10 protein-coding genes are annotated in these 11,967 nt (G+C 72.0%); 4 read left to right on the top strand and 6 right to left on the bottom strand.

The annotated features are described in order from the left end of the window. Positions 1-283: 283 nt before the first annotated feature. The 5 genes from ACSDR0_RS10220 to eccB form a co-directional block, all read right to left on the bottom strand. Positions 284-1,726, bottom strand: coding sequence for a hypothetical protein (locus tag ACSDR0_RS10220; protein WP_435288512.1), 1,443 nt, complete (start codon positions 1,724-1,726; stop codon positions 284-286). A gap of 4 nt (positions 1,727-1,730) precedes the next feature. Next, positions 1,731-2,108 carry a hypothetical protein gene (locus ACSDR0_RS10215; protein WP_435288511.1) on the bottom strand — a complete coding sequence of 126 codons (378 nt, stop codon included), beginning with the start codon at positions 2,106-2,108 and terminating at the stop codon, positions 1,731-1,733. Positions 2,109-2,214: 106 nt separating this feature from the next. Beyond that, the gene (locus ACSDR0_RS10210; RefSeq protein WP_435288510.1) at positions 2,215-2,520 is read right to left on the bottom strand and encodes a WXG100 family type VII secretion target; all 306 of its coding nucleotides are present in this window, start codon (positions 2,518-2,520) and stop codon (positions 2,215-2,217) included. 23 nt (positions 2,521-2,543) lie between these two features. Next, positions 2,544-2,858, bottom strand: a complete 315-nt coding sequence (locus ACSDR0_RS10205) for a WXG100 family type VII secretion target (protein WP_435288509.1) — start codon at positions 2,856-2,858, stop codon at positions 2,544-2,546. A 110-nt stretch (positions 2,859-2,968) separates the two neighbouring features. Beyond that, a complete protein-coding gene (gene eccB / locus ACSDR0_RS10200) occupies positions 2,969-4,396 on the bottom strand; it encodes a type VII secretion protein EccB (protein WP_435288508.1) in 1,428 nt (475 codons plus the stop codon). A gap of 203 nt (positions 4,397-4,599) precedes the next feature. Between eccB and ACSDR0_RS10195 the strand changes: the two genes are divergently transcribed. Genes ACSDR0_RS10195 through ACSDR0_RS10185 form a run of 3 tightly spaced genes read left to right on the top strand, consistent with a single transcriptional unit; the run spans position 4,600 to position 6,137 of the window. Further along, on the top strand, positions 4,600-4,902 hold the full coding sequence (locus ACSDR0_RS10195; protein WP_435288507.1) for a hypothetical protein: 303 nt from the start codon (positions 4,600-4,602) through the stop codon (positions 4,900-4,902). Positions 4,903-4,923: 21 nt separating this feature from the next. After that, positions 4,924-5,733, top strand: a complete 810-nt coding sequence (locus tag ACSDR0_RS10190) for a hypothetical protein (RefSeq protein ID WP_435288506.1) — start codon at positions 4,924-4,926, stop codon at positions 5,731-5,733. Beyond that, positions 5,730-6,137, top strand: a complete 408-nt coding sequence (locus ACSDR0_RS10185) for a YbaB/EbfC family nucleoid-associated protein (protein ID WP_435288505.1) — start codon at positions 5,730-5,732, stop codon at positions 6,135-6,137. Before ACSDR0_RS10190 ends, ACSDR0_RS10185 begins: the two co-directional genes overlap by 4 nt. Positions 6,138-6,405: 268 nt before the next feature. Here the strand turns inward: ACSDR0_RS10185 and eccD are convergent, their stop codons facing one another. Further along, a complete protein-coding gene (gene eccD / locus ACSDR0_RS10180; protein WP_435288504.1) occupies positions 6,406-7,800 on the bottom strand; it encodes a type VII secretion integral membrane protein EccD in 1,395 nt (464 codons plus the stop codon). Positions 7,801-7,938: 138 nt separating this feature from the next. Between eccD and eccCa the strand changes: the two genes are divergently transcribed. Beyond that, complete coding sequence (gene eccCa, locus ACSDR0_RS10175; protein ID WP_435288503.1) at positions 7,939-11,895, top strand: type VII secretion protein EccCa; 3,957 nt, start codon at positions 7,939-7,941, stop codon at positions 11,893-11,895. Positions 11,896-11,967: the final 72 nt, after the last annotated feature.

The raw sequence follows: 11,967 nt of genomic DNA, 5'->3' as shown, positions 1-11,967 counted from the left end.
CGCGCGCCGGCGCGGGGCGTGTCGTCCGGTGAGTCCGCGCCGGGGACGGGCGAGGTCGTGTGTCCGGCCGATCGGGCCGGGGTCGTACGGGGGGCCTTACGGGGCCGGGGTCGTACAGGGGCTGAAGCTATACGGGGGCCGGCCCCGCGGGGCCGGCCCGGGGTCGCTTCCGGGGGGCGGGGCGCGGAGGCCTCCGCCTTTCCGTGCGGGAACGGCGCGGCATGGTCGTGCACGGACCGCGCGGGAGGCTGCCGTGGAAGGCACGGCCCCCCGCGCGGTCCGGTCAGGTGATCACAGGTGGTGCGGTGCCGCCGTCACCACCCCAGACGTCCTCGTCCTCGGTGAGCCAGGTGGAGCGCTCGCGGTCCTGGTTCGCCTCACCCGCCGCGCCGCCCATCGGCATGAACGGCATGCCGCCCATGCCCATGCCGCCACGGCCGTCGGCCCGTGGGCCGCCGACGCCTCCGAAGCCGCCACCGTTCCCGGCGGTGCCGCCGTTGCCGACCCAGGAACTCGGCCCGGCGGGGGTGTTCGGGCCGAGCGTGGAGCCCACGCCGCCGCCCCCGCCACCCCCGGTGGAGGGCAGGCCGGTCCCGGGACCGAGTCCCGTGCCCGGACCGAGTCCCGTGCCCGGACCGAGCCCTGTGCCCGGACCGAGTCCCGTGCCAGGGCCGAGCCCCGTACCGGGACCGCCCGGCACGGTGGGTTCGAAACCGGCGAGCTGGGTGTTGCGCGGGTCGTTCGGGTTCAGCACCGTCGGGTCGTTGGCGTACGCGGGCGGAACGATGCCGTTCCCCGGCAGGCCCGTGCCGGGACCGCCCGTACCGGGGTTGCCCGTGCCTGGGAGGCCCGTACCGGGATCACCCGTGCCGGGGAGGCCGGGGAGGCCCGTGCCGGGACCGCCTCCGGGGAGGCCCGGATAGGTCGGGTTGGAGACTCCGGGATAGGTGCCCCCGCCCGGATAGCCGCCGGGCAGGCCGCCCCCCGTGCCTCCCGGGTAGCCGGCGCCGCCCGGGAAGGCGGGCAGGCCCGCACCACCGGGATAACCGCTCACGCCGCCGGGGTACCCGTTCACGCCGCCGGGGTACCCGTTCACACCGTTCGGGTAGGTCTGGGTGGTGAGCGGGGGGGCGGCCGGGTCGCTCAGCCGGGGCAGGTCCTTCTCCACGGTCGCGGGGATGCTGTCGTAGAGGACGACCAGTTCCTGGTTGAGCGCCATCAGGTCCTCGCGGGCGAGATCGTTCTCCGACTTGTTGGTGAAGATGATCCCGCCGAACGTTCCCAGGTTGATGTCGTCGCCCGGCAGGAAGTCCAGCCCGTCGTCGAACTCGAACCAGCCGCTCTTGGCCGCGTTGGCGATGTAGGAGGGAAGGATCTCCTTGCCGTAGTAGTTCAGCGGGGGTCCGAGCTGGCCGCAGCGGGTGGCCAGTTCCTGGACCGTCTTGTGGACGAACTGGAGCGCTTTCTGCGCCTCGATCGAGGCGTCACCGCTCCATACCTTCGACAGCTCTCCGGCGACCTCCCTGATCAGGGTGTGGCTGCCGTTCAGCATGCCCGCCGCGGAGTTGTAGGCGTGTCCCGCGTCCTCGATGGCCCGCGGGTTGGTGGCCCCGAGCATCGTCCTGATCTCGGTCGCGCTGTAGCCGCTGTAGTGGCCGCGGCTGCCGATCCCGGGAGCGCTCTCGCCGTCGAACTTGATGTGGTGAAGCGCGTGGTCGTTGCCCATCGCCTCAGCTCGTCTTGTTCGTGGTACTGGCCTGCTCGGCGTCCTGGTAGTTGTAGGCGGCGACCCGCAGCAGCTCGATCGCGGCCCGGTACTTGGTGATGGTCTCCTGGTAGACCGCGCCGATCTTCATGTGAGCCTTGCCCGTGGTCCTGGCGACGTCCTTGGCGGTGTCCCAGGTGCCGAAGTGGGCCTCGGTCAGGTTGGTCATGGACCGCATGTCCTGCAGGGCTCCCTCGTTCGAGCTCTCCAGGCGCTCGACGTCCTCTTCCAGAGCCCTGAGGAGCTGCTTGATCCGCTCGCGCTTGAGCTCGACGGTCGGTCTGTTCTTGTCGAGGCCGGGCCAGGCGGGCGGACCCATTGGTTCCGGTGCGGGAGGTGGCATGCCTCTTCTCCCCGTTACTGAGGGGCCGCGGCACCGCCGCGACCCGGTTGGTTCTCCCCGTTGACGTGAGGTCGCGGCACCGCCGTGACCCGTTTCGCTCTCGGGATCAGCGCCCGTCGAACATCGTGACGTTGACCTTCTCGGTCGTCGCGAAGTTCTCCCTGCCGATCTCGATGACACCGCCGAGGCGCTGGAGCAGCGCGGCCATCCGGCCGGACGCGGCGTCCCACTGGGCGCGGGCTCCGTAGTAGGCCGTGCGCGCGTCGCCCTCCCAGTCGCCGAGCAACCGGTCGAGGTCCCCCTCGAGCGTCTGGAGGGTTCCTTCCAACATCTGCCACTGCCGGGCGAAGTCGCCGGCAGAGCGGTCCATCTGGCCGAAGTCGACAAGAGTGCGGTCGAAGTCGCTAGCCATGGTGATCCCCGTTTCTGAGTCCGTCAGCTGTTGATGTCGGCCCCGAGCCGCCTGGATACGGCGGTCTGGTTCTCCTGGGCCGTCTCGTAGTTCTTCTGGATGCTCTTGAGCTTGATGGACAGGCCCTCAAGCTCGCGCAGGATGTTGGTCATCTCGGTGCTCCAGGCGTTGAACACGCCGTCGAAGGAGACCGCGGACTGGCCGTCCCAGCCGGAGCGCAGCTCGCCCCGGTGACCTTCGAGCTGGGTCTTGATCTGGTTGATCGTGTTCTTGGCGTCTTCTGTCTTCTGCGACGACTCGCCAAGCCGCGAATGGTACGCGGAGGTCTTCTGAACCACGTGAGATACCCCCATGGTGCTCAACTGGCACGAATGTTTCGATCATTACAAAGTGGACAGCCGTTATGTCTCTCATCAATAACGAACAGATATACCGTTGGTAACGTGGGTCACGGTTGTCCCACGGGCACCGGCACTCCCGCCGCCGTCCGGCTGAGCGCCGGCCCCTGCGGGATCAGGTGCACGATGTGCGCGGGCAGGGGCGCGACGTCCGCGGCGGTGTAGCCGAGACTCGCCAGCGAATCCGTCGCGGTGACCGCGTGCCGCCGCCCCTGGTCGCTGACCAGGAAGACCGAGGTGACCGAGTCCAGCCTGCCGTCCCCCGGCAGCACGCCCACCAGCGACGCGGTGCCCGGCGGGAGCACGACCTGGTCCACCGAGTCCTGGTCGAACCGGCCCGCCGGCGGCGCGGGGATGCGCACGGTGCTGCCGACGGTCAGCCGCGCCCGGGTCGACCCGCGCTCGGTGTCGGCGTAGACCGCGCACACCGGCGAGGCCGGATCGGGGGCGATGACCCGCGGCATGGCGGTGGGAAGCCCCGCCGGATCGAAGCGGGTGGCCGAGCGCCGCATCCCGTTCGCGGTCGCGGCGTCGATCTCCACAGGGCGCACCGGCGCCCTGCCGTACGCCCTCTTGCTGGCCGGGTCCTGGAGCAGGAGTTCGGCCTGGGCGGGCGTGAGCGCGGCCAGGCCGTCGGGGAGCAGGACGTACCACTTGGCCGCGCCGCCCGAGGCCGCGCGCACGGTGTAGATCCGGCCAGCCACGGAGCGCCTGCCGTCGGGGCCGCGCATCATCCTGCCGCGGGCGGCGAGCGCCGGGGCGCTGAAGTCGGGGCCGATGGGCAGCGCGTTGAGCCAGGCCGCGGGGACCTGCCGGGGCTGCTCCTCGGTCAGCGCCCGCAGGCTCTTCTGCGGCACCCGCATCCGCCGGTCCGACCAGAGCAGCCAGGTCTGCGAGCCCTCCTCCACGACCATCGCGGTGTCCCGCCCGATCGGGGTGCCGCCGACCGGGAAGCCGCCGATCAGCGAGGTGTGCGGGGAACGCGTCCCGGCGGCGTCCACGCCCTCGACCACGCAGGCCGACCAGGGGGCGCGGACCAGCCGGTCGCGGGGCGGCAGCGACTCGGGGGCACCGGGAATGCCGACCAGGAGCCCGCGCGGGAAGCGCGCGAGTGACGCGGTGGAGACCGTGCGGACCGCCACCTGCTGCCCGCCGCCGAGCAGCAGCCGGGCCGAGGTCACGTTGGCGACCGGGATCATCTGGCCCCGCGTCGCGCTGTAGACGAAGGTCGCGCCGGACTCCTCCTCGACGATCACCGTCCCCGGCTCGGTCAGCGCGGTGGCGCCGCCGGGGCGCAGCAGGCCGTAGATGCCGAACGCCACCGCCACCAGCACCGCGACCAGCACGCCGCAGAACGTCGCGACGTTGTGCCGGCGCATCGGCGACTCGGGCACGTCGGGCTCGCCCTGGAGCAGGGCCATGCCCAGACGCTGGGTCATCAGCCTGTGCGCCTGATAGAGATCACGACGGGTCTGCATCCCACCTCCGCCTCGCCGGGTGCGTGGTCGCCGACAGCATAGAAGCGTGATCGACATTCGGGGCAGGGGGCGCCGGTGGTGAACGGCGGTGGTCCCGGATGTTTCCACTCGTCGGCGACCCCGTGAACAGGCCTTCGAGGCGGGTGGGAGGGCCGGGTGGGGATGGTAGGAGATGTCCGGGAACACATGATCACGGAGGCCGCATGACCCAGGAGAAGTACGTCACCTCCAAGGCGATCGAGAGCATTCGCAAGGAGATCGAGGAGGACGTCATCCCCAAGATCAGGGAGCTTCACGCGATGCTGGGCGACACGGTGGTCGGCTTTCCCGGCTGGGGGGCCGTCGGCGAGCTCGCGGTCGGGATGCGCTACCGGGATGTCCAGCGGGACGTCGGCGAGAAGTTCGACGACGCCGTGGAGGTGCTGGAGTCGTGGACGGCCGCGCTGACCACCGCCCGCGTCAACTGGCGTACCGCGGAGGACAACAGCACCGTCGTGTACCAGTGAGGCGGGGGAGGGGGATCTGACATGACCGCGAGACCGGGCGGGAGACCGAGCCCGCTGACGGCGGGCAAGAGCGCCAAGGGGGTGATCACGAACTCCACCAAGGTCCTGTCCACCCTCAAGGGCGGTGCCAGGCTGGCGCCCACGGCCTGGGCGGGCGTGGCGATCGCGAGCACCGCCGTGGCGAACGTGCCGGGCATGGCCGACGCCTACAACAACTGGGAGTCCATCCACTCGCGCCTGGACACCGCGGTGAAGAGCTACGTCGCCGTCCTGCTCACCAAGGAGAAGGAGGGCTGGATCGCCGACGACAGGGAGGCGTTCGACGACGCCGTCCAGCGGATGCAGGAGGCGTTGGAGAGCCTGCGCGCCTACGTCAAGAACGTCGCGGGGATCGTCGACGAGCTGGGGGACGCCTACCGCGCGTACTGGCTGGCCATCGCCAAGATCGCGGCGACCCTGCTGGTCCTCGCCACGATCGCGGCGGCCATGCTGGCGACCCCGTACGCGGCCAACGCCATGGTCAACCTGAAGATGCTGGGCACCCTGGCCAGCCAGGTCATCGCCGTCTCGACCGGCGCGCTGGGCAAGCTCGTCGCCTCGGTGGCCGGGAGCATGTCGGTCTACTTCTCCGGCAAGGCGTGGGTCCAGTCGTTCAACCTGGAGCCCACCGGCTCGGCCAAGGTCGACTTCACCAAGGCGAGGATCGACCCCTCGCTCCTGCCGTACCAGCAGGCGCCCACGGGTGCCCCCGGCCAGGTGCCCCAGTTGCCCAAGGGCGGGACGTTCGAGTGGCTGTCCCCCAAGAAAGAGATGCCGGAGCCGTACAAGTGAGCGATCTCAACCCCGAGAACCTGCGCCTGGAGGACCTGGACGCCGTCGTACGGCAGAGCGAGGAGACGCTGCGGCGTCTCAGCGGGGTCTTCGGCGAGCTGGAGAGCGTCACCGGCGAGGGGTCCGGCGCCGACGGCCTGGCTCGCGCCCTGGTGGACGGCGCCGGGCAGATCAAGGAGATCACCCTTGAGCCGCGCATCATGCGCCTGGACAGCCAGGCCGTCGCCGAGGCGGTGACCGAGGCGGTCCGCGCCGCCCAGCAGGCCGCCAGGCGCGCGAACGAGGAACTGCTCCGTGCCGCCACCGGCGACCCGCTCCCGCTGGACATGGACGAGGCCCGCCGCCGTTTCGAGGACATCGGCCAGGACCTGGTCCGCACCCTGGACGACCTGGCGCGCGACTGACCGGCCGGGGCCCTCCCGTGATCACCGGTGACCGTCCATGACCGGCAGGCGGGGCGGGACCTGGACGGTGCGGAACTTTGGCGGGACCTCGACGGGACCGGCCGGGCGGATTCCGGTCCGCCCGGTCCGTATGTCCGCCCGGTCTGTCTGCCCGGTCCGCCCGTCCATCCAGCCGGCCCGGCCGTCCATCCAGCCGGGCCGGTCTGCCAGGGCTGGGCCGGTCAGTCCGGTCAGCTCCGGTCAGTTCGGCCGGGCCGGGCCGGGCCGGTCAGCCCGACAGGCCCCTGATGGCCGCGTACACGTCCATGACCCCGAGCGCGAGGGGAAGCAGGGCCAGGATCAGGCAGAACTCCACGACGTCCCCCGCGCGTCCCCAGAACGGGGAGGGCCGCTGCCGAGGGAGGAACAGCGCCATCCCGCCCGTCACCGCCGCCGCGCACACCAGGCCGATCGTCACCGCGGGGGCCGAGCCCGGCACGGTGAACGCCACGCCCAGGATCAGTGCCAGCAGGCCGGCCAGCCCCGAGCCGAGCAGCCAGAGGCGCTGACCGGTCCCCTGGAAGACGCGGGCGCGCATCAGCAGTGCCAGCGAGAGCGTGACCACCGTCGCGGGGGCGGTCCACCCGCTCGCGGTGAGCAGGACGGGCAGCGTGCCCAGCGCCACCAGGGCGACGCCCGCGGTCAGGCCGGTCGCGAACCGCTCGGCCTCCGTCGCGCGCCGGCGTATGTCCGCGCCGTCGATGTCGTCGGTGTCGGCGCGCAGCTCCTCGGCGTTGGCGGGCAGCGTGGGCATCGGGAGCCGCGCCAGCCGGAAGGACGTCGTCGGGATGAGCGGCGCGCAGGCCAGGGTCACCGCGGCGGCCACTGCGGCCACCCCGGCGGCGGGCGCCCCGGTGAACATGACGACCGCCGCGCAGATCGTCCCGATCACCGCGGCCAGCCCGACGCCGAAGAAGTTGGGCAGTCCCTCGGCGACGATCCAGCCGGTCACGGTGGCGACCAACGCGGTCACCGCGAACCCGGCCAGCAGGTTGGGCGCTCCGAACACCGCGGGACCGGCCGGGGGAGCGGGTACGCAGGCTCCGGCCAGGAAGGCGTGGGGCAGCGCGGTGTAGCCGATGGTCGCCCCGGCCCTGCCGTCGCCCGCGGCCCTGGAGAGCGCGGCGCCCGCCACGACGGCGAGGATCGCGCACGCCCCGGCGAAGGCGACGACCGGCGCCCAGGGCGGTCCGCTCGCCGCGAGCACCGCGGCCGCGGCGACCATCGACAGCGCCGCGGCGCCCAGGCCCACGCCCCTGGTGTGCGCGGCCCGCCAGCGGCCGGTGCGTTCCTTGACACCGGTCGCCACGGTGTCGGCGACGTCGTCGAAGACCGCCTCGGGCAGCTGGGACGAGCGGGGCAGCAGGTAGAGGACCTCGCCGTCCCTGATGCCCAGATCGTTCAGGCTCGCGCTCGACGGCATGGGGGCCGCGCCGATCCGCTGGAGTCCCCAGCCTCCCGCGGGTGCCACCTCCTCGGCGCTCTCGCCGGTGGCGGCGAGCAGGTCGGGCAGCAGGTGGGAGAGGGGGAGATCCGAGGGCACCGCCAGGTCGACCCGGCGGCGCGGGGTGACGACGGTGATGCGGCACAGGGGGATTGCGGTCACCTGGTTCACAGGGCGCATGGTAGCCACCTCCGCGATCACCCGGTATCGGTCCGGAGGCGTTGTCGGAGATTCCATCGAACATATGGAACGGTTTCGCTACGGTAATCCGGACGGGGCAATATTTGCTTAACTCACATCGGGGGCGAAGTGGGCATCGTGGTCGTCCGACGTCCCGAGCGGCGTCCGCCTCCGGCGCCACCGCGCGGCGAGATCCTCCTGGAGTCGCCGCCCGAGATCCCGGAGACCACCTCGGCGGGGTTCACGCAGGTGCTCATGTACCTGCCGATGGTGGCCGGCGGCGCCGCGATGGGGCTGATGTTCGCCGGGGGCGGCGGCGGAAACCCGATCATGTACGTGGCCAGCGGCATGTTCGCGCTCTCCATGATCGGCATGACCGTCGGCCAGATGGGCCGGGCGGGCGGGGAGCGCAAGCAGCGGATCAACGGCCTGCGCCGCGACTACTTCCGCTACCTGTCCCAGACCCGCGCCAAGGTCAGGCGGGCGGCGAGCAGGCAACGCGAGGCGCTCAGCTGGAACGGCCCCGACCCCGACGCCCTCTGGTCGATCGCGCTGAGCGCCCGGCTGTGGGAGCGGCGTCCCTCGGACGCCGACTTCGGCGCCGTCCGGGTGGGCACCGGCTCCCAGCGACTGGCCGTCCAGCTCATACCGCCGGAGTCCAAGCCGGTCGAGGACCTGGACGCCATGTCCGCCGGGGCGCTGCGCCGCTTCGTCCGCGCGCACTCGACGGTGGCCGACCTGCCCATCGCCATCTCCCTGCACTCCTTCGCCAGGGTCAGGCCCACCGGCCCCGAGGCGGCCGTCCGCGACATGGTCAGGGCGCTCGTCGGCCAGCTGGCCGTCTTCCACTCGCCGGACGAGCTCAGGATCGCGGTGTGCGCGTCCAAGGAGTGGATGGCCCACTGGGAGTGGATCAAGTGGCTCCCGCACGCCCTGCACCCGCACGAGGCCGACGCCGCGGGGCCCGTCCGCCTCATGACCGACGACCTGGGCGAGCTGGACCGGCTGCTGGGCGCCGACTTCAAGAACCGGGCCCGGTTCAGGCCGGGCATCTCCACCGAGGCGCTCCCGTACCACGTCGTGATCATCGACGGCGGTCATGTCCCGCAGGACTCCCCGCTGGGCGCGGACGCGATCGAGGGGGTCACCCTCATCGACCTCGACGGGACCACCACCCCGGCGGGGGAGAAGACGATGCTCAGGCTGCGCGTCACCGAGGAGCTGTTCAGCCGGGTCACCACGGACCAGGCGGGCAAGGAGGTCGTCACCCCGCTCGGCAGGCCCGACCGGTTCTCGTACCTGCAGGCCGACGGGCTCGCCAGGCGGCTGGCCCCGCTGCGCGGCTCCCCGGCCGGAGCGGGGGGCGGCGACGCGCTCGCCGCCGACACCACGCTGGCCGAGCTGCTGGGGCTCGGCGACGCCGCGGGGCTGGACCCGGCGCTGCTCTGGCGTCCCAGGGCGCCGCGCAACCGGCTGCGGGTGCCGATCGGCGTCGGTACCGACGGGCGCTCGGTCGAGCTGGACATCAAGGAGTCGGCGCAGGGCGGCATGGGCCCGCACGGCCTGGTCATCGGCGCCACCGGTTCCGGCAAGAGCGAGCTGCTGCGCACGCTGGTGCTCGGGCTGGCCGTCGCGCACTCGTCGGAGGTCCTGAACTTCGTGCTCGTCGACTTCAAGGGCGGCGCGACCTTCCTGGGCATGGACTCCCTGCCGCACGTCGCGGCCGTCATCACGAACCTCGCCGACGAGCTGCCGCTGGTCGACCGCATGCACGCCGCCCTGCACGGCGAGATGGTACGGCGCCAGGAACTGCTCCGCGCCGCGGGGAACTACGCCTCGCTGCGCGACTACGAGCAGGCCAGGGAGCAGGGGGCCGACCTGCGCCCGATGCCCACCCTCTTCGTGGTGCTGGACGAGTTCAGCGAGCTGCTGTCGGCCAAGCCCGAGTTCATCGAGCTCTTCGTGATGATCGGCCGCCTGGGCAGGTCCCTGGGCGTGCACCTGCTGCTGGCCTCGCAGCGGCTGGAGGAGGGCAGGCTGCGCGGTCTGGACACCCATTTGTCGTACCGGATCGGCCTGCGGACCTTCTCGGCGATGGAGAGCCGGGTGGTGCTCGGCGTGACCGACGCCTACGAGCTGCCCTCGGCGCCGGGTAACGCCTTCCTGAAGTTCGACACCACCGGGATGATCCGCTTCAAGGCCGCGTACGTCTCCGGGCCCTACACCCCCGAGCGGCGGGTCGTGCGGCGGGAGCGCGCCGAGGGGCGGCATATCGTCCCGTACGGTCCCGCCTACATCGCGCCTCCCCGCCAGGCCGAGCCCAAGGAGGAGCCGGAGGTCGTCAGCGCGGGGCGCGACACGCTGCTCGACGTCGTGGTCCGCAGGCTGGACGGGCAGGGCCCGCCCGCGCACCGGATCTGGCTGCCGCCGCTGGCCGAGCCACCCGCGCTGGACCAGCTTCTCCCGCCCCTGTCCGTCACCCCGGGGCACGGGCTGACGACCGCGCAGTGGCAGGGGCGCGGGGGATTGCACGCGCTGCTCGGCGTCGTCGACCGCCCCTTCGAGCAGCGGCGCGACCCGTACTGGCTCGACCTGTCGGGCGCCGCCGGGCACCTGGCCGTGGCCGGGGGCCCGCAGAGCGGCAAGAGCACCGTGCTTCGCACGCTGGTCGCCGGTCTCGCCCTCACCCACACCCCCGCCGAGGTGCAGTTCTACTGCCTGGACTTCGGCGGCGGCGGCCTCGCCTCGCTGGAGGGCCTGCCGCACGTCGGCGGGGTGGCCAACCGGCTGGACGCCGACCGGGTCCGCCGTACCGTCGCCGAGGTCACCGCGCTGCTCGCGCGGCGAGAGCGCGAGTTCGCCGAGCGGGGCATCGACTCGATCACCACCTATCGGCGCCAGATCGCCGCGGGGACCGTGGACCCCGGCGGCTTCGGGGACGTGTTCCTCGTGGTCGACGGCTGGCTCACGGTCCGCCAGGAGTTCGAGTCACTGGAGCCCACGATCACCGAGCTGGCCGCCCGCGGCCTCGGCTACGGCATCCACGTGGTCGCGGCGACCAACAAGTGGTCGGAGTTCCGGCCGTCCATCCGCGACCTGTTCGGCTCCCGCGTGGAGCTGAGGCTGGGCGACGCCTACGAGTCCGAGGTGAACCGCAGGACCGCCATGGCGGTTCCCGAGGGGGTGCCTGGGCGCGGCCTGACCCGCGACGGCCTGCACTTCCTGAGCGCGCTGCCCCGCGTCGACGGTGGTAACCAGAGCGACGACCTGCCCGTCGCCACCCGGGCGATGGTCGAGTCCGTCGCCGCGGCCTGGCAGGGCCCACCCGCTCCCAGGGTGCGGCTGCTGCCCGCCGTCCTCGCGCCCGAGAGCCTGCCTGGGCCCGAGGAGACCGGCGCGCGCATCCCGCTCGGCATCGACGAGAGCACCCTCTCGCCCGTGCTCGCCGACTTCGACGCCGACCCCCACCTGGTCGTCATCGGTGACAACGAGAGCGGCAAGTCCAACCTGCTGCGCCTGGTGGCCGAGGGGGTCGTGGCCCGCCACGAGCCCTCGAAGGCCCGCCTCGTCGTCATCGACTACCGCCGCTCGTTGCTGGACGCCGCCTACACCGAGCACCGCATCGGGTACGCGGCCTCCTCGACCGCCGCCACCGAGTTCATCGGCGAGATCAGGGAGTCGCTGATCAAGCGGCTCCCCCCGGGGAACCTCTCGCCCGAGGAACTGCGGTCGCGCGGCTGGTGGAAGGGAGCGGACATCTACATCGTGGTCGACGACTACGACGTGGTGGCCTCGGGCGCCAACCCGCTCGGGGCGCTGCTCGACCTGCTTCCCCAGGCTCGTGACATCGGCCTGCACCTGGTGCTGGCCCGCGCGATGGGCGGCGCGGGACGTGCCATGTTCGACCCGGTGCTCCAGCGGCTCAAGGACATGGCCACCCCGGCCGTCATGATGTCGGGCCACAAGGACGAGGGCGTGCTGTTCGGGGTGCGCCCCCACGCGCTGCCGCCGGGACGCGCCTATCTCTCCGACCGGAGGAGCGGCGTGCGCCTCATCCAGACCGCTTTCATCACTCAGCCCGATCCCGAGAAGTGAATGGAAAACAGCTAGGAAGTGCGTTTTCTCGTAACAATAGGTGACTAGCGTCACTCCCTAAACGTTTATCAC

Source organism: Streptosporangium sp. G11 (assembly GCF_051192615.1).
In the GTDB taxonomy this organism is placed as follows: Bacteria; Actinomycetota; Actinomycetes; order Streptosporangiales; family Streptosporangiaceae; genus Streptosporangium.
The sequence above is the reverse complement of the archived record's forward strand: the minus strand, read 5'-3'. Positions and strand labels throughout refer to the sequence as shown.

Coding starts and splice junctions, on each gene's coding strand:
- ACSDR0_RS10220 (WP_435288512.1), bottom strand. CDS start 1,726: ATGGGCAACGACCACGCGCTTCACCACATCAAGTTCGACGGCGAGAGC.
- ACSDR0_RS10215 (WP_435288511.1), bottom strand. CDS start 2,108: ATGCCACCTCCCGCACCGGAACCAATGGGTCCGCCCGCCTGGCCCGGC.
- ACSDR0_RS10210 (WP_435288510.1), bottom strand. CDS start 2,520: ATGGCTAGCGACTTCGACCGCACTCTTGTCGACTTCGGCCAGATGGAC.
- eccB (WP_435288508.1), bottom strand. CDS start 4,396: ATGCAGACCCGTCGTGATCTCTATCAGGCGCACAGGCTGATGACCCAG.
- ACSDR0_RS10195 (WP_435288507.1), top strand. CDS start 4,600: ATGACCCAGGAGAAGTACGTCACCTCCAAGGCGATCGAGAGCATTCGC.
- ACSDR0_RS10190 (WP_435288506.1), top strand. CDS start 4,924: ATGACCGCGAGACCGGGCGGGAGACCGAGCCCGCTGACGGCGGGCAAG.
- eccD (WP_435288504.1), bottom strand. CDS start 7,800: ATGCGCCCTGTGAACCAGGTGACCGCAATCCCCCTGTGCCGCATCACC.